Origin of the sequence: Agarivorans sp. B2Z047 (assembly GCF_023373605.1) — a bacterium.
Taxonomy (GTDB): domain Bacteria; phylum Pseudomonadota; class Gammaproteobacteria; order Enterobacterales; family Celerinatantimonadaceae; genus Agarivorans; species Agarivorans albus.
Genome location: NZ_CP088080.1, coordinates 1,551,330 through 1,568,437 on the forward strand (window position 1 = coordinate 1,551,330; position 17,108 = coordinate 1,568,437).

Sequence of the window (17,108 nt, forward strand, 5' to 3'; positions counted from 1 at the left end):
TCTGTAATGGCAAAATTCTTATATTCTGAATCTGTAAGCTTGCTTGTTCAAAATTTAAGCTAGAGGGGTAGCTGATTAAAACAAGGAGCGGAATATGCAGATACAAGTTTCTTTCCACATGGGTTTTCATGCACTGATTAAGCGCCTTGCCCTGTATCGAGCTCGTCGCCGCAGTCGCAGAGCTTTGCTAGCCTTGAATGACGAGTTGCTCAAGGATATTGGTTTAAGCCGAGCGCAAGCCTTAGCCGAAGGCCGTAAACCTTTTTGGCAAGCAGGTAAATGTGGGCGTAGCCATAGTGACAAAAATAATCGGCAAAGCAGCGGGCATAAGTTTACTCAAAAACTAAAGGCTTAAGCGATGCTAGGCAGCTTTGTTATCTTAGCTGCCTTATCTCTAGGTGTTGCGCAGATGCGTAAAGCTTACGGTACTGACACCACAGTTAATAGGTTTACATTAAAGCCACTTTTCCTCTATGGTTTAGCCTTAGCAGAGAGATTTTTTCAAGGATGTTAGGCGCTTGCTCAGCGCAGTAATAGTGAATCATCATCTGCTTGTTACCCTTCATGGAAGAAAGGAATTAATGTATGAGTAAGGTGTTATCTAGCAAACTGGCTCGTTTAGGCATCATATTGTTGGTGCTGCTAGTGGTGTATTTATTGATGCTACTAAGCAGTGACAAGGTTAAGAGCATTACCGATGCCTTAACACCGCCTAAATTGCCCGAGCTGCAAGTTGTTCACAAAGATGGCTCTTGGCTAAAACAGTATTGGCCAGAGCAAAATTGGGGCAGCAAAGGTGATTACGTTAGTGATGAGGCTAAAAAGTACCATCACATTTCCCAGGGTACTCGCACCATTCCCGTTCCTTACCAATGGTTTGTGAATTTAGAGCAGCCCAGCGGCTCGCTTTGGTCTTTGCTGTTGCTAAACGGTTTTTCTGATAATGGCTTGCTTTCGGCAAACGAATTTTTGCTGCGTTTGGGCTTTATTCGCTCACAAGTTACTGAGCAAAATCCCGATGGTTTACCTATTGGTTTTGCTCGCACCGATTCCGTTAATTTACCTGGTTATCCAACCCGTACCGCGGGGATTGGTTTTACTTGTGCAGCTTGTCATACCGGCCACTTTGTTCATGGGGAAGGGGAAAACAAGACCGAGTATGTGATTGACGGTGCTCCCGCCACCATCGACTTAAGTTTGCTTACCGAAACCTTAGCCGCTGCGCTGGGGCAAACTTTGCTTTCGAGTAAGTTACCCATTTTAGATGGTCGTTTCGACCGCTTTGCTCGCCGAGTGCTTGGTGCTAGTTATAGCCCAGCCAACAAGCTGTCTCTGGCAGAAGAGTTAGCCAACATTGTTGCCGCTAGCGAAGGGCAGCAAGATGTTATTCAAGTAAACGAAGGCTTTATGCGCTTAGACGCGCTAAACCGCATTGGTAACCAGGTATTTGCCGAGAACATCAACCGCCGTGAAAATTACCACGCGATAAATGCGCCAGTTAATTATCCGCATTTATGGAGCGCTTCTTGGTTTAACTGGGTGCAATACGATGCCTCTATTATGAGCCCGCTCATTCGCAATGCTGGCGAAGCGATGGGGGTAAATGCCTACGTGGATATGCAAAGCGCTATGGATGACAATCGCTTTAGCTCGTCAATCCCAATGCAAAACTTGGTGTGGCTAGAACACTTTCTTGGTGGGGAACAGCCTAGCCAAACGAAGGGCTTTTCGGGTTTACAGCCACCCAAGTGGCAATTTGGCCCAATTGATCAACAAAAAGCAGAGCTTGGGGCATCACTTTATCAAGCTAAGTGTCAGGGCTGCCATTTACCGCCCTTAGACAGCCAAGAGATTTGGCAAGAACAATACTTTTCGCCGATTGTTTATCAGCAAAATGGCGAGCAAAAACAAACCGCAGAAAAAGTACTACAACTTAAGCTGATTGATTTGTCGCAGGTTGGGACCGATCCTGCTCAGGCAAATGTATTGGCTACTCGCACCTTAAGCACGGCTGGAGTAAGTAATGTAGCTGCTGCGAACGTGACTCCGGGTTTAGGCATTGATGAAACAATTTGTGGCGAAAACCCTAACCAGCTTTATGGCAGCCAAATGGCTGGCGCTAACTATTCGAAGAAAGATAAAGCCCAGCTGGTGGACTTGTCGGTAAACGATAGCGGAGAAGTATTATTTGGCTTAGCGCTGGGCGCCATAGTGCAGGAAACCGTGAACGCTTGGTTTAAACAACAGGGCGTGAGTGATAAAGCCTTACAAGCTGAATTTGAAGGAGGACGCCCCAACTGTATTCGAGTCACTTCTGGCTATAAAGCTCGCCCACTGAATGGTGTTTGGGCTACTGCACCATTTTTGCATAACGGTTCTGTAGCAACATTGCGCGATTTGCTTTGCCCAGAGGGAGGCGAGCGCCCTAAGTATTTGCAGTTGGGCAACATTGGCTATGATGCGGTGAACCTAGGGTTACAGCAGCCTGAAGGTTTTGAAAAAGTGGCTAACAAAGCGCTGAAAAAAGGTCAGCAATATACAGCGGAAGGCTACTTTATCTTAGATACTTCAATACCGGGTAATCACAACACTGGCCATCACTTCTCAGATTTATACGACCCTAGTAAACATTATTTGGATCAGCCTAAAGGGGTGATTGGCACTGCCTTTGATTCGCAGCAATGTGACGCGATACTTGAGTACCTAAAAACGATCTAATCTATGCGGTGCTTATATTGCACCTAGAACTCTGTGTTGTTCTCAATAAAAAAGGGCCTTCAGGCCCTTTTTTTATAAGCATTGGATTTATAGCGCGGCGTTTAGGATTTCGCGGCTAACATCTAAAGTGATAGCTTTATCTTCGCCTAAAGCCACCATTTGGTGTTGCTCTAACTTGGTCAACAGTACTTCTACATCGCTAGCGCCAAGTTCGATGTCACTTAAGCGCACTGGAACTTGCATGCTACGGAAGAAGGTTTCGGTGGCGGCAATCGCTTGGTCGATGCGTTGCTGCTTGTCGCCTTCGCTTATGCCCCAAATACGTTCTGCGTATTGCAGCAATTTGTCGGCTTTTGCTTCACGGCGAATTTTCATTACCGCTGGCAAAGTGATAGACAAGCTGCGTGCGTGGTCAACGCCATAAGCGGCGGTTAACTCGTGGCCCAACATGTGGCTTGCCCAATCTTGCGGCACGCCAGCACCAATTAAACCGTTTAAGGCCATGGTGGCTGCCCACATAATGTTAGCGCGAACCTCTAAGTCTTTGCTGCTCTCTTTGGCAAGTGCTTTAGGCCCTTCTTCAATTAAGGTGAGCAAAATGCCTTCGGCAAAGCGATCTTGGATTTTGGCGTTTACCGGATAAGTGAGGTATTGCTCCATTACGTGAACAAATGCATCTACTACACCGTTGCTTACTTGGCGGGGCGATAAACTTAAGGTTACGCTTGGGTCTAAAACCGCAAACTTAGGGCGCACTGCTAGGGCATAAAAAGGTAATTTAGTGCCGTCACGGGTGACCACTGCTGCTGGGTTGGTTTCTGAGCCGGTTGCTGGCAAGGTGAGCACTGCTCCTAATGGCAAGGCTGTATCAACCGGGTGTTGCTTGGCAATGATGTCCCAAGGATCATCGCCTTGGTAACATGCTGCAGCAGCGATAAACTTGCTGCCATCAATCACCGAGCCACCGCCTACAGCAAGAATGTAATCAAGCCCTTCCGCTTTAATTTGCTCAACAGCACGCATAAGCGTGTGATAGCTAGGGTTAGGCTCGATGCCCGAAAACTCTGACCACTGGTGATTTTCTAAGGCCTTTGCAACTTGATCATAAACGCCATTGCTTTTAATTGAGCCACCACCATAGGTGACCAATACTTTGGCATCCGCCGGGATTTCGTTAGCGATGGTAGCTATTTGCCCCTCGCCAAAATGGATTTGGGTACTGTTTTGGAACGAAAAATTTAACATCATATTTCCTTCATTAACCAGCCAAGTGTTGTAGTACTTTCTCTGCTGCCATTTCTGAAGATGCCGGGTTTTGACCGGTAATCATTAAACCATCTTGAATCGCAAAAGGGTTCCAGTCGGCTACTGCTTGGTAATCTGCACCGCGGGCTTTTAACTCATCTTCTAACAAAAATGGCACCACCTCGGTAAGTTGTACTGCGGCTTCTTCACTGTTGGTAAAGCCGGTTGCTGCTTTGCCTTTTACCAGTAATTGGCCATCGGCTTGTTTTACATTTAGTAAGGCCGCGCTGGCATGGCAAACTGCTGCAACTGGTTTGTTTTGCGCAACAAAGTTCTCTAGTAGCGAGATAGATTGTGGGTTGTCGGTGAGATCCCACAATGGACCATGACCACCAGGGTAAAACACCGCATCGTAATCACTAGCATCAAGGTCGGCGAGCTTAAGTGTAGTGGCTAACTGTTGTTTTGCAGCGTCGTCTTGGTCAAAGAGGCGAGTGGCATCGGTTTGAAAATCAGGGAGCTCGCTATTTGGGTCAATGGGTGGTTGGCCGCCATTAGGTGACGCTAAGGTGATGTTTGCTCCAGCATCTAAAAACACATAATAAGGGGCGGCAAATTCTTCTACCCAAAAACCTGTTTTATGTTCGGTATTGCCCAGTTGGTCGTGAGAAGTTAGAACCATTAGGATTTTCTTAGCTGTGCTCATTAGTGCATTCCTTAAAATTGATGAGTCACTATGCGATCTCGCAATAGCAATGCACCTAGTGTAGGTGGGTAAGCTCATTCCAACAATGCAGATTAAATAGACATGATTGGTAGAATAATTGATACAATGAGGAGGTGTTTTAAAAAAGAGATAGAACAATGAGCGTTAGCTTTGAACAGCTAAAAAGTATGGTGGTATTTGCTCAGGTGGTGGAGCAGGGCAGTTTTAGCGCTGCCGCGAAGCATATTGGCATTACCCGCGCGGTGGTTAGTTACCACATCAAAAAGCTGGAACAGCAACTAGGGCTTAGCTTACTAAATCGCTCAACCCGAAGTTTGCATTTAACCGAGGCTGGCGAGCAATACTATCAGCGCTGTCATAACATTGCCGAGCAAGCTAAAGCCGCAAATTTACAGATAGAAAACCTTAAGCAAGAGCCGGAAGGTTCGCTGAAAATTTCTTGTCCGGTAAACGCAGGCCTACAAACCATTGTGCCAGTGATTAATGAGTTTCGCCGTTTGTATCCGAAGGTGAATATCGAGCTGGTATTAAGCGATGACGTGGTAAATATTATTCAAGATGGTTTTGATTTAGCTATCCGCGGCGCCGAGCTTAACGACTCTGGTTTGCAAGCCGCCAAGCTAACCACCTTAAGTACCTGCTTATGCGCTGCCCCAGAATACTTAAATAAGCATGGCCGGCCGACTAAACCTGCAGATTTAGATGCTCACCAATGGGTTATTTATACCGCAGGCTCAAGTACCTTACAGCTAAGCAAAGGTTCTCGTTCTTTTAGCATAAAAACCAAAGGTGGCATGAGTACTAATAATGCAGCAGTGCGTACTGCCTTTGTTGAAGGTGGCCATGGCCTGGGCCGTGTTCCCTTGTACGACGCCTTGCCAAAAATACAGGCCGGAAAGTTAGAAGTGCTTATGGCCGATTATCAATTACAAGATATTGATGTGTATTGTGTTTTCCCTAAAGGCTCGGCGAGTTCTAAGAAGTTGCGTTTGCTCATCGATTACTTAAAACAGAGCCTAGCCAAGCAAGAGTCGCTGCGAGCGCGTTAGTGATTGAGGTTACATCAAGCGTTTAAATAGGGTGGCTAAACTTAAGCAAGGCTAATGTTTTTTGCTTACGCCATTTCGATGCTTAGTTAAGCCCTTGTTGCTATTTAGTTTGTTGCGTAGGCTGAGGTAAATTTTTAGTGAGTACGCAGCCTTGTTCTTTTTTATCGCCTTAACCGCTACCTTTGCCTATGCCCTACAAGGGGTGCTAATGGCCAAGGTTTATCGCCAATCAGATCTGCTTAGTGCGGTGGCCTACCGCGGTTTAAGTTTGTTAATTAGCATGTCTCCCTTACTGCTATTGGTGCCGCTGTCTGCGTATTCTGGTTTTATTCATCATGCTGGTTGGTTGGTACTAGCGGCGGGTTTAGCTGCCTTGGCTAACTGGGCAAATGCAATAGCCTTTGTAAGGTTACCTGTGGGCATTGCTAGCGCTTTATCGATGGCATTTACGGCACTGTTTGTTGGCTTGTTGGGCGAATTACTGTTAGATGAGCGTTTAAGTCCATTGCAATGGTTAATGGCCGGACTAACCTTACTTGCTGTGCTGCTGTTGGGAGCAAGTCAAACTCGTACTAACACTAAATCCACGGAGAGTGCCCCCCAATACAAGCCGCTTATTGGCATTGTAGCCAGTGCTTGTTATGGCGCTTTAATGTCTTGCGCCTTGATACTGGTGGCTAAAATGTCTCGCGACAGCCACCCATTTTTGGTGGGTTTTAGTTGGGAAGTGATGATTGGCGTGGTGGCTATGTTAATGGCGTTCGCGCGAGGTAAGCTTAGCGGCCAAGCCGGAATGCAAAAGGTGACAGCCGCACAGTTTAAACAGATCCTCATTTTCGCCTCACCTACGGTAATTGGCACAGGCTGCTATGCCTTAGCGATGACCTTAGGCCCCCTAGCCATTGCGGCAGCTGTGTTAAGCACTATGATGGTATTTAGTATGCTACTCGGCTGGTGGCTATTAGCGGAAAAGCCTACGCTCAAACAGTGGGCAATGATTAGCCTAGTTTGTATTAGTGTTATAGGACTAAAGCTAGTGGTTTAGGGGAAATACATGTTTGAACAAAGCTTAATAATCGCCGCGGCTTTTGGCTGTGGTTTAGTGGCTGGTATTTTTGTGGCATTTTCAAATTTTGTAATGCCTGCTTTGGCTAGGCTGAATACTCAGCAAGGTTTGGCGGCCATGCAAAGCATTAATATCACGGTGCTTAACCCAGGGTTTTTAGGCTTGTTTATGGGCACGGCAATTCTGTGTTTAGTGGTGCTTGTTTGGCAGGTATTTTTTGTCGCAACAATTAACCTACGGCTGGTGGCTGCAAGCCTTTGTTATTTACTGGGCTGCTTTGCGGTGACTGCGTTTGCCAACGTACCAAGAAATAAAGCGCTGGCGCTAATTTCCGTGGATGATGCGCTAAGCGAAGCACAAAGCTTGCAGTGGCAGCAATATTTAGCGGAGTGGACCTATTGGAATCACTGGCGCAGCCTTGCTTCTGCGCTAGCGATGTTACTGTTTATGTTGGGTTTATAGTAAACCTGCTGTTTGCAAAGCTGCAATTCTATTTGCTGTTCGTGGCAACAATCTGTGTGCTTATCCCATCTAATCTAGCGCTTGTATCCGGTGCTGCAAAAATGCTGTTCTCTAGCCTGTAAGGTTTTTCGGGGTGCGATAGGCTTTGTTTGTTGTGCGGCCTTGTTTGAAAAATCTACTCCTGCATAATGTTATCTTTCTTGGCTACTTCAATAAGGTTTCATTATGATTAATATCGACTGGCTACAAACCTATTGCACCTTAATTGAAACCGGACATTTTACTCGCACCGCAGAAAAGCTGGCGATGACTCAGCCTGGAGTAAGCCAGCAAATTCGTAAGCTAGAACACTACTACCAGCAAACTCTGTTACAACGAGAAGGTAAAAGCTTCACGCTTACAGAGGCCGGCAATCAAGTGTATTTGCAAGCACAGCAAACCTTGGCTCAACTTAACCAGCTTGAACTGTCACTTAAACAAGATGATCCTCATGCCGGTTTGTGTCGGATTGCCAGCCCCGGAAGCGTGGGTTTGAAGCTCTATCCAAATCTATTGGATTTACAAGCAAAATACCCTGATTTGGTGTTTGATTATAAATTTGCACCCAATGCTAGCATCGAACAAATGCTGGCCGATCGTCAGCTAGATTTAGGTTTTATTACTCGCCCCAGTGCCCTAAGTGAGCTGGCTACCCAAGCCTTCGCAGAAGAGGCTTTGGTATTGGTAACACCGGCACGATATAACAATGCTAGTTGGCAAGACTTATTAGATTTAGGTTATGTGGACCACCCCGACGGCGCTCATCATTCACAACTATTATTGTCGGCCAATTACCCAGAGTTTGAGCAAACCAGTCAATTTAGACTGCGCGGATTCTCTAACCAAATTAGTTTGATTTTAGAGCCCGTTTCAATGGGGCTGGGCTTTACGGTGTTGCCTGCGCACGCAGTGGCCGCTTTTGCCAAACCTGAGCTTATTGCTGCTAGCCATTTAGCTAATCCAGTGAGTGAAACCATTTATTTGGTGCAACGCCGTTATCATCGTTTGGCTTCGCGCTTTAAGTTAGTCACCGACAATATGCAGCAGTGTTTGGTGCAGAAATAGCCTGATTAAGGCTGGTTAAATTGTGATTAACATCACATTTAGGTGTCCGTTCACCTAAAGCTTTCTTTTTCTGTTTTGAATTAATAAACCGTTGAAAATTAATGTCTTAATTTTAAGGTGATTAAAATAATCGCTGGTTGCTTTTAAAGTAACTAATTGGTGTTTGTTCAATTTTTTAGCTAAGCGTTTTCATAAAAATCTGACCCAGAGCTTAACGTATCAAACCTATAGAAGGCGTGATTGTAAGCAGTGGCATTTTTGATTGTGTTAGTACCAGCGAATGTGCAGGTGGCTGTAATCGCTAGCGTTAATTGTCTATTTTTTGATTTAAGTCCGCTCTATTGCGGGCTTTTTGTTTTTATCATATAAAGCTTAACTATAAGGACTATCGAGAGAGTTAGCAGGATGCTAAAGCCCGACCCACTAGCCAAAAAACTAAAAACTGGCGATTTGGTGTTTTTTTCTGGCAAAGGTTTAAGTAGCGACATTATTCGTTACGGCACGTTTAGCAAATGGTCACATGTTGGCATGGTGCTAGAGCTAGAAGCCTATGACTTTGTGACCCTTTGGGAAGCAGTTCCTAATTCAAAAGATACCTGTTTGTATTCTCAACAAGCCAGCAATGGGGTGCAGGTAGTGCCGCTACACCAACGGGTTAAACAACACTTGGGCAGTATTTCAATTCGCCAGTTGTTAGGTGGAACCTTATCGGATGTGCATTTAAGCAAATTAATGCAATTACTTGAACAGCTAAAACTACGCCATTATGAACAAGACTTTTGGGAGCTGGCTCGGGCTGGATGGGAAGGCCCATTTGGTGAGAATCAAGAAAACCTCGATTCATTATTTTGCAGTGAATTAGTGGCAGCAGCCTACCAACATATTGGTTTGTTGGATAAGCAAAAGCCTTCAAATGAATACACTCCTGCGAATCTTTCAGAAAAACAGCTTACTCACTTAAATGATGGTTTCTATTTGTCACCTGAAATTGATTTGTTCTCAAATTGATAATGGGCGAGAAAAAGGACGCTTTGGCTAACTAGCTAAGAGAGAACAATCCAACTAATTAGGCTTACCTACCAAAGCGTCAACATGACCAAACTTATTGCATCGTCCAGTCACCCCCTAAACTTTTATGTAAACCAACTATGCTGTTAGCGGTTTGCAGCTGAGCAAGCACTTGTGCGTCTTCAAGCAAGTTTTGCTGGCGTTGCGCATCTAAAACAGCCAAGTGGTCCAATAGGCCAGCTCGGTATAGTGAGTTGGCTTTACTTAATGCAAGATCGGCTTGTTCGCTTGCTTGCTCTATATTGCTGGCAAACACTTGGCTATTGCCATAGGCCATTAACATGGTCTCTACTTCAACAAAGGCTGCATTCACGGTTTGTTGGTATTGCAAGGCGCTGTCGTTAAATCTTTGCTGCTGTATTTCTACTAAGGCGTCGTTTCGTCCGCCATCAAACAGGTTCCATTGCACCCCTATGCTAGCCAGCCAAGCGGCAGAGTCTGCTTTGAATAAATCATCAAAGTTCTCAGCACTTAAGCCCGGCCCACCGGTTAAGAAAAAGCGTGGGTAACCCGCCACCAAACTGGCCGCTAGTTCTTGATTCACCGCCGCCATTTCGCGCTCCGCAATGTTGATGTCGGGGCGCTGGTTAAGTAAATCAGAGGGCAAACCTAAGGGGATTATGCCTTCAAAGTCTGGCAAGGCTTCTGGCTCCCCAAGTTGTTCAGCCAAACTAGACGGGGTTTGCGCAAGTACTAAAGCCATGCGATTTAAATGCACACTTTCGGCACTGTTAAGCTGGGGCAGGGCGGCGCGGCTTAAAGCCAGTGCACTTTCTGCCTTGGCTACATCCATATCTGAACCGTAGCCGCTGGCACTGAGCGATTTAACCAGTTTAAGTACGGTTTCTTGCTCACTAATATTTCGTTTAGCAATGGCAATACGTTGCTGAGCACCGCGATATTGTAAGTAGTTATTAATGATCTCTGCGCTCACTAAGGTGTGCATGCCTTGATGGAAAATCTCGGCCTGCTCACCCCTAATTTCTGCAGCGTTTACTTGCTTGTCTATTCGGCCAAACAAGTCCATTTCCCAACTTACATTTATGCCAGCAAAAAAGCCGCCGTTTTGCTGCTCAATTAAGTCAAACTCTCCGCCCGATATGGGATTTTCAATACCAAAAGCGGGGCCCGCTAAAGGATCGTTTTTACTGAGTTGGTAGCTGGTGTAACCACCACCTAAGCTCACAGTTGGTACCTTAAATGACGCCACCGCACTGCGATAAGCTTGCGCTGCTTGAACGCGGTTAGCCGCCATTTTAATGTTTAAGTTTTGCTGCTGAGCTTGCTGCACCAAATCATTTAAAATGGGGTCGTTAAATTGCTGCCACCACGCCGCCTCAACCGTTTGTTGGTTTACAAACTGATTAGACTGTTGCTCAGAGTAGACGGTGTCTACCGAGGTCTCTGGCATTTGATATTCGGGAGCACTAGCACAAGCGGTTGCCAATACTGAGAACACCATTACCGACAGGGCTTTGCTTGTAGTTAAAGGCTTAGTTTTGTTCATGGTTTAGCTCCGAACTTATGCTTAGATCTTCAGCTTTGTTTTCGGTTTGTGGGTCACGGTAAAAAATCCGATACCACGCCGGCATAATGATTAACGACAAGAAGGTCGCAACCACCAAGCCGCCAATAATAATCGCCGCCATTTGGTCAAATAAACGGTCACTAAGTAGCGGTACCATGCCTAGTACGGTGGTTAGTGCACCCATCGAAATGGCCATGGTGCGGTTAATTGTGGCTTCTACAACGGCTTCGCTAATGCTTTTACCTTGTTTGCGTTCTAGTTCGATTTGATCAATGAGCACAATGCCGTTTTTGATGATCATTCCCGATAGCGCAACTGCGCCAGTTAGGGCCATAAAGCCAAAGGGTTTACCAAAGAAAAACAGCGTCCAAGCGCAACCTATCGCGGCTAGCGGCAAGGTAATTAAAATAATCGCCGGCTGTTTTAAGCCATTAAATAGCGCCACCATTACAATCACCATCATCAACGTTGCTTTTGGAATTTGCTTTAAGGTGTCGTCAATTGCGCGTTTTTCATCGTAGTACTCACCGCCCCATTCAAAGCTGTAACCATAAGGCAATTCAATAGCTTGAATTTGCTCGGCTAACTCTTTACGCACATCGGAAGGTGTTTGACCAAATACTTCTGCTTGCGCAGTGATAATTGGTACCCGATTACGACGCCAAATAATGCTTTGCTCTTCGCGAGTTTCAAAGCCATCGACAACTTGGCTAAGTGGCACAGTGTGTAAACCCAATAGTGAGCGAACAGGAATGTTCTCTAATTGCGCAATATCGGTATTACTGCTTTGCATTTTAATTGGCAAGGTCTCATCGCCTTGGCGCAGCGCACCCACAACAACACCGCTAGACGCTCGTTGGATAGCCAGTGCTACGTCGCTGCGATTAATACCTGCGCGGCGCATTTTGTCTTGGTTCATAATTGGCACCAGCTGTTTACTGGTTTGTCGCCAATCATCACGTACATACTTGGTATTAGGGTGAGCATTGAAAATGGCTTGAGCTTGCGCTGACAAGTCTTGCAGAACTTGCGGATCGGGGCCTTTAAAGCGCGCTTCAATGGCAAACTTATCCTTGGTGGCTAGCTTTAAGTTTCTAAAGCGAGGTTCAGCATTAGGAAACTGCCTCATTAGCCAGTTATCACCACGTTCAATAAGTGGCGCAATAGATTCAAAATCTTTTGCATTAATCAGTATTTGCCCGTAACTGCTGTCAAACGGTTCTGGCTCAACGGTTACCGAGAAGCGCGGAGCACTGGCACCTATGTAGCTTGAAATGCTGCTTACTTCGGGTTGCTCTAATAACCAGTCCTCAATCACTTTCATATCACGTGACACCACTTCGGTTTGTCCGCCGTTGGGTAGCCAGTAATCTAAAAATAAGATGGGTCTATCGGAGCCAGGCATAAAGTTAATCGCAATTTTTGGCACAATTAAGGCAGTAACAAGTAATGCCGGAATGATGCAAGCAATAGCACTAAAGGGTTTTGCCACTACCCAGGTAAGAACCTTGCGCGCAATTTGGGCAAACTTTGGCTCTGGCTGGTCTACTTGTTTAGCCTTAGGTTTAATGAAGGCCCAACACATCAGAGGGGTAAGTGTCATCGCCACTAACCAAGACAATAGCAGTGAGCTACAAAGTATTTGGAATACCGAAATAGAAAACTCGGCAGCATCGGTTTGTGATAACAGCACTGGGGTAGCACCCATAATGGCAATCACGGTAGCAGCGAGTAAGGGCACAGCGGTTTCTTTCACACTGTTAGTGGCGGCTTGATAGCGCTCTATGCCTTGGTTTAGTTTTGCCTTGAACATGTCGGTAATAACAATGGCGTTATCTACCAGCATACCTAGCGCCAAAATAAACGAGCCAACCGATACCCGTTGTAAATCAATGCCGGCAACTAGCATGTAAATAAGGGTAATAAGCAAGGTAATAAGCAAGCTACTGCCAACAATGGCAGCACTGCGCAGCCCCATAAATACCCAAAGCACTGCCACCACAATAAGAATACTTTCAACTAAGTTGCTTACAAAGTTATTGATAGACTTTTGCACTTCGTCGGGCTGAAAGGCAATGGTGCCAACCTCGGTGCCAAGTGGGAGTTCGCTAGTAAACTGCTGAATTACCTGTTTTAGGGTGTCGCCCAAGGCCACTACGTTTATGCCATCAACTGGGCTTACCGCAACGGTAATCGCAGTGCTACCGTTATAACGGCTTTCTGATAGTGCTGGGGTTTGGTAATCCAAGTAAACATCGGCGATGTCACCTAGGCGAATTAAGCCAGAGCCGAGTTCGGCAATACCAGATTTAAGCAATAGATTCTGAATATCACTTAGGTTTTCAAAGGTGCCGCTTTGGCTAACTCTTATGCGCTCTTCACCAAGTTTAAAGCTGCCTGAATCTAGCACCATGTTTTGGGTGGTTAATTGGCTAAATACTTGAGCAGCCGAGAGCTGATGCTCTGCTAAGCGCTCGCTTGGCAAATCAATATTAACGATTTGTTGGGGAACACCATGCAGCTCTACTTTTTTAATGCCATCAACGGCTTTTAAGCGGCGTTGCAACTCTTTAGCATGGGCTTTTAACTCAGCTGGCGCAGCGTCGTCGCTGTGTACCGCAAACAACATCCCATATACTTCCGAGAACTCATCTTGCACGATGCTGATTTGGGCACTGGCCGGAAGCTCTAGTTTTACGTCGTTAACTTTGCGGCGTAATAAATCCCATTGCTGAGGAAGCTCTTCTGAGGTGGTGCTCTCTTTTAGGTCAACAAAAATCATTGAACTGCCAGGGCGAGAAAGGCTGCGTAGCTTCCACACCGAGCCCATCTCTTGCAAGCGGTTTTCAATTTTGTCGGTAACTTGCAGCTCTACTTCCTGGGCAGATGCCCCAGGGTATAAGGTAACCACTACCGCACTTTTTACGGTAAACGAAGGGTCTTCTAATTTACCTAAACCAATGTAAGAGCCAATGCCTGCAATAATGCATAACACGGTAAAAAAGCATACAAAGGTGCGCTGGCGAATCGCGAATTCTGCGAGGTTCATCTTAACCCTCCTTCGCGTCTAATAAATCACCCACTTGCTGTCCTTCGCTTAGGTAACGGCTACCAGCAACAATGATTTTGTCAGCTTCTTTAAAGTCGCCGCTTACACATACTTGTTGCTGAGTTTGGTTTACGATTTCACTGGCTACGGCTTCAACCTTGTGATTGTGAACGCGGTAAACTTTGGCCTTTGCTCCCTCAAGAATTAAGGCTGAATGCGGCAAGCAGTAGCGAGCTTGTTCAGATTGCGAGAGCGCTAAGCTTAGTTGAACCGATTTGCCTGGATACACCTCATCGAGAGTCTGCTCAAGCTTAAGTTTTACCGTATAGGTTTGCTTGATGAGATCTGGCACGGTGGCAATCTCACTTACCTTGGCGTTTATGCTATCGGTTTTCTCGTGCCAACTAACTTGCGCAGCTTGGCCAATGCTAAAGGCATTAATTTGATTCTCTGGCACTTCTATCACGGCTTCTAAGTGCTCGGGCTGGTGTAAGGTAAATACGCGTAGCGCAGGTACTGCTTGTTCGTGCTCTTCGGCAAAGCGTTGAGCAATTACCCCATCAAAAGGCGCGCGTAACTCGGTATAACGCAGTGCATCTTTAGCGCGTTGAATATTCTGGTTCACCACTTCAACGCTGGCGTCGGCGCGTTGTTTGCCGCTAAGTGCGCGGTTTAGGTTAACCGGTGCTATGGCGTTGTCTTGGCTGGCTTGTTGTACTCGCTGGTATTCATTGTGGGCGAGGGCTTGGGCCGACTCAGCTTCAAGTAGCTTGGCTTCTAGTTCAAGCAGGCTTACTTGGTAGTCGTGTGGGTCTAGGCGTGCAAGCACTTGCCCTTTGGTCACGCTTTGGCCATTGCTTACCAGTATTTCTTGAATGGTGCCCGGAACACGAAAGGCCAGCTTAGAGCTGGTACTCGATTGCAACACACCGTTGTAATAGCTGTTATTAGCTTGGGTGGCGGCACTTAGGCTGACTACTTTAACAGGGCGCAGCTTTACATTGCTAATGTCTGCGGTTTGTTCGGTACTGCATGCGCTAAGCAAAGTAGCGCTTAGTGCTAAAGCGAGATAGGAGTATTTCATTGCGTGCTCCGGTGGAAGGATTAATTGCACGCATGGTAAACAGTTTTATTAAGGCTATCTGCTAGCTAATCTGTTCTTATGTGTCACAAAAAACGTGACAATTACAAATACTCTGGTACACGAGAAGCAATATAATCCAACAGTAGCCGCGCCGTATGAGTTAAACCGTTACGGCTTGGGTAGACCATCCATGCGTCTTCAGAAGAAGAGACGTGGTCTTTCATTAAGTGGCATACCGTGCCTTTTTCTATCATCGGATAAGCCAAAATATAGGGCACTAAGGCTATGCCTAAACCCGCCTCTACGGCTTGGGCAATGTGGGCGTAGTTATTACTAATATGGTGATGGCTTACTTCGATTTCTTGATTGGTAAACTGCCAGCGATTCTCTAATTTTTGGCTATAGCTTCGATAAATAATGCAGCTATGTTGCAGTAAATCTTGCGGAGTAACAGGCACTGGGTTTTGTTCTAAATATTCGGGGCTGGCAATAATCACTTTGCTAAAGCCGCCTAGCTTTCTTGCGATAAAACTAGAGTCGTCTAACGAGCCTACATACATTGCCATATCTAGGCCATGCTCAAATAAACCTTGGTAGCTTTCGTTAGAGTAACGTGCCTCAACATTAATATCGGGATAGCGCTGTTTAAAGTTTTTTAGGATGTCGATTACATAGTGATCACTACCTACATTAACCCCCATTTTAACCAAACCACTCGGGCTAGCGGTGTGGCTATGCAAAGCGCTGTTTGCGTCGTTAAGGCGGCGAATAATGTCTTGCATGCTTTCGTAGTACTGCTGGCCTTGGGTGGTAAGGTTTAGCTTACGTGTGGTGCGAACAAACAAACGGGTACTTAGGCTTTGTTCTAATTCGTTGATGCGTCGGCTTACATTAGCGCGAGGTAAATCAAGAGAGTGGGCCGCAGCACTAAAACTGCCCGATTCCACCACTTTTATGAATAAAGAAAGATCTTCTACTCGCATAAGATATTGTCACCAAATTAGATACAAACTGAGCGAAGATTAACAGTATTGATGAGCAATTCAAGTTAAGTGTTTAGCGTTACAGCCTTAACAGCGGCGCAAACTGTATTGGCACTTTCTCACCTGTAAGATGAACTAACAGGTACTCATTTAGTAGCCTTCTTAGGCAAGGTTAAACTTGCGCCATTATTTGCGGCTATGGAATGCCGCTCTTTTCTAAAGGGCATTTCATTATTAGCAGGTAAAAAAATGAAGAAGACAATATTAGCAATAAGCTTGGCGGCGATCTCATCTGGCGTAATGGCAGAGCAAACTGTCGAGGCAAAAGCCGATGTGAACTATGGTGACCCAACCGCCACCTTTAGCTCTTTAGGTATTTCTCGCAGCAACGAACGTACTCAGCTAAACGGCACCTATGGCTGGGGAGCGGGCAATATGATCTTTGCCGATTTAGGAGCCGCCGATAAAAAAGATGAACAAGGCAAAATCGATTTTGATTATCGCGTTCGTTACTTCAAAGTAAACGATGGCTTGGGTTATTCCGTTGATGTAGTAGGGGATAGAAATACCACTACTGCACTGGTAGGTGGTATGTACAAGTTTGATATCACCAAAAATATCTCACTGTTCCCCATGCTCTATGGCGGCTACATGAAAAGTAAGCTAGATATGCCAATTAAAGACAGTAATGAAACCTTTAAAGACTCATCACTAGTACAAGGCGGCTTATACGCCATGTACGCCTTCGACGACGGCCACTGGCTTTACGCCAACCCCAAAGCTACTTACGTAAGCCGAGCTAAAGATTTTGTGCCGCAAATTGAAGTAGGTGGTGGATACATGATCAATAGCAATGTATCGGTAGGCTTTAAAGTTGACCACACTGCAGAAAGCAAAATCTCGAAAAAAGACACCGTAGGTTGGCTACAAGCCAGTGTCTACTTTTAGAGATATCAAGGCCTAAGCTCAGTAGTGCTTAGCCCTGCTGAGTTTAGGCCAAACACCTAAATTTGTTCGAGAATACT

General features: G+C 45.8%; 14 protein-coding genes. 8 read left to right on the forward strand and 6 right to left on the reverse strand.

The genetic code is table 11. The features are described from left to right. Nucleotides 1–94 precede the first annotated feature (94 nt). A complete protein-coding gene (locus tag LQZ07_RS07115) occupies nt 95–355 on the forward strand; it encodes a DUF1127 domain-containing protein (protein ID WP_227981106.1) in 261 nt (86 codons plus the stop codon). Nucleotides 356–585: 230 nt separating this feature from the next. Next, nucleotides 586–2,718 (forward strand): di-heme-cytochrome C peroxidase, encoded by a 2,133-nt coding sequence (locus LQZ07_RS07120; protein WP_152779997.1) that lies wholly within the window; start codon nt 586–588, stop codon nt 2,716–2,718. Between the two features lie 87 nt (nt 2,719–2,805). On the opposite strand, the gene LQZ07_RS07125 is transcribed toward LQZ07_RS07120, so the two are convergent. Then, nucleotides 2,806–3,963 carry an iron-containing alcohol dehydrogenase gene (locus LQZ07_RS07125; protein ID WP_152779993.1) on the reverse strand — a complete coding sequence of 386 codons (1,158 nt, stop codon included), beginning with the start codon at nt 3,961–3,963 and terminating at the stop codon, nt 2,806–2,808. Between the two features lie 13 nt (nt 3,964–3,976). Continuing rightward, on the reverse strand, nt 3,977–4,669 hold the full coding sequence (locus tag LQZ07_RS07130; RefSeq protein ID WP_152779991.1) for a type 1 glutamine amidotransferase domain-containing protein: 693 nt from the start codon (nt 4,667–4,669) through the stop codon (nt 3,977–3,979). Nucleotides 4,670–4,827: 158 nt separating this feature from the next. Here LQZ07_RS07130 and LQZ07_RS07135 point away from each other — a divergent pair, with 158 nt between their 5' ends. The 5 genes from LQZ07_RS07135 (at nt 4,828) to LQZ07_RS07155 (ending at nt 9,379) form a co-directional block, all read left to right on the forward strand. After that, on the forward strand, nt 4,828–5,739 hold the full coding sequence (locus LQZ07_RS07135; RefSeq protein WP_152779989.1) for a LysR family transcriptional regulator: 912 nt from the start codon (nt 4,828–4,830) through the stop codon (nt 5,737–5,739). 151 nt (nt 5,740–5,890) lie between these two features. Further along, entirely contained in the window at nt 5,891–6,784 is an 894-nt protein-coding gene (locus LQZ07_RS07140; protein ID WP_152779987.1) for an EamA family transporter, read from the forward strand. A 9-nt stretch (nt 6,785–6,793) separates the two neighbouring features. Next, complete coding sequence (locus tag LQZ07_RS07145; protein ID WP_152779985.1) at nt 6,794–7,267, forward strand: DUF1772 domain-containing protein; 474 nt, start codon at nt 6,794–6,796, stop codon at nt 7,265–7,267. Nucleotides 7,268–7,492: 225 nt separating this feature from the next. Next, nucleotides 7,493–8,371, forward strand: a complete 879-nt coding sequence (locus LQZ07_RS07150; protein WP_152779983.1) for a LysR family transcriptional regulator — start codon at nt 7,493–7,495, stop codon at nt 8,369–8,371. A 405-nt stretch (nt 8,372–8,776) separates the two neighbouring features. Then, entirely contained in the window at nt 8,777–9,379 is a 603-nt protein-coding gene (locus LQZ07_RS07155) for a YiiX/YebB-like N1pC/P60 family cysteine hydrolase (RefSeq protein WP_152779981.1), read from the forward strand. 94 nt (nt 9,380–9,473) lie between these two features. On the opposite strand, the gene LQZ07_RS07160 is transcribed toward LQZ07_RS07155, so the two are convergent. The 4 genes from LQZ07_RS07160 to LQZ07_RS07175 form a co-directional block, all read right to left on the reverse strand. Then, nucleotides 9,474–10,946 (reverse strand): efflux transporter outer membrane subunit, encoded by a 1,473-nt coding sequence (locus LQZ07_RS07160; RefSeq protein WP_152779979.1) that lies wholly within the window; start codon nt 10,944–10,946, stop codon nt 9,474–9,476. Further along, the gene (locus LQZ07_RS07165; RefSeq protein WP_152779977.1) at nt 10,933–14,016 is read right to left on the reverse strand and encodes an efflux RND transporter permease subunit; all 3,084 of its coding nucleotides are present in this window, start codon (nt 14,014–14,016) and stop codon (nt 10,933–10,935) included. Before LQZ07_RS07165 ends, LQZ07_RS07160 begins: the two co-directional genes overlap by 14 nt. A gap of 1 nt (nt 14,017) precedes the next feature. Continuing rightward, on the reverse strand, nt 14,018–15,100 hold the full coding sequence (locus LQZ07_RS07170) for an efflux RND transporter periplasmic adaptor subunit (protein WP_152779975.1): 1,083 nt from the start codon (nt 15,098–15,100) through the stop codon (nt 14,018–14,020). A gap of 101 nt (nt 15,101–15,201) precedes the next feature. Next, nucleotides 15,202–16,083 (reverse strand): LysR family transcriptional regulator, encoded by an 882-nt coding sequence (locus LQZ07_RS07175; protein WP_152779973.1) that lies wholly within the window; start codon nt 16,081–16,083, stop codon nt 15,202–15,204. 249 nt (nt 16,084–16,332) lie between these two features. On the opposite strand from LQZ07_RS07175, the gene LQZ07_RS07180 reads away from it, so the two are divergent. Further along, entirely contained in the window at nt 16,333–17,031 is a 699-nt protein-coding gene (locus LQZ07_RS07180; protein ID WP_152779971.1) for a hypothetical protein, read from the forward strand. Nucleotides 17,032–17,108 lie beyond the last annotated feature (77 nt).

Coding starts and splice junctions, on each gene's coding strand:
- LQZ07_RS07115 (WP_227981106.1), top strand. CDS start 95: ATGCAGATACAAGTTTCTTTCCACATGGGTTTTCATGCACTGATTAAG.
- LQZ07_RS07120 (WP_152779997.1), top strand. CDS start 586: ATGAGTAAGGTGTTATCTAGCAAACTGGCTCGTTTAGGCATCATATTG.
- LQZ07_RS07125 (WP_152779993.1), bottom strand. CDS start 3,963: ATGTTAAATTTTTCGTTCCAAAACAGTACCCAAATCCATTTTGGCGAG.
- LQZ07_RS07130 (WP_152779991.1), bottom strand. CDS start 4,669: ATGAGCACAGCTAAGAAAATCCTAATGGTTCTAACTTCTCACGACCAA.
- LQZ07_RS07135 (WP_152779989.1), top strand. CDS start 4,828: ATGAGCGTTAGCTTTGAACAGCTAAAAAGTATGGTGGTATTTGCTCAG.
- LQZ07_RS07145 (WP_152779985.1), top strand. CDS start 6,794: ATGTTTGAACAAAGCTTAATAATCGCCGCGGCTTTTGGCTGTGGTTTA.
- LQZ07_RS07150 (WP_152779983.1), top strand. CDS start 7,493: ATGATTAATATCGACTGGCTACAAACCTATTGCACCTTAATTGAAACC.
- LQZ07_RS07155 (WP_152779981.1), top strand. CDS start 8,777: ATGCTAAAGCCCGACCCACTAGCCAAAAAACTAAAAACTGGCGATTTG.
- LQZ07_RS07160 (WP_152779979.1), bottom strand. CDS start 10,946: ATGAACAAAACTAAGCCTTTAACTACAAGCAAAGCCCTGTCGGTAATG.
- LQZ07_RS07165 (WP_152779977.1), bottom strand. CDS start 14,016: ATGAACCTCGCAGAATTCGCGATTCGCCAGCGCACCTTTGTATGCTTT.
- LQZ07_RS07170 (WP_152779975.1), bottom strand. CDS start 15,100: ATGAAATACTCCTATCTCGCTTTAGCACTAAGCGCTACTTTGCTTAGC.
- LQZ07_RS07175 (WP_152779973.1), bottom strand. CDS start 16,083: ATGCGAGTAGAAGATCTTTCTTTATTCATAAAAGTGGTGGAATCGGGC.
- LQZ07_RS07180 (WP_152779971.1), top strand. CDS start 16,333: ATGAAGAAGACAATATTAGCAATAAGCTTGGCGGCGATCTCATCTGGC.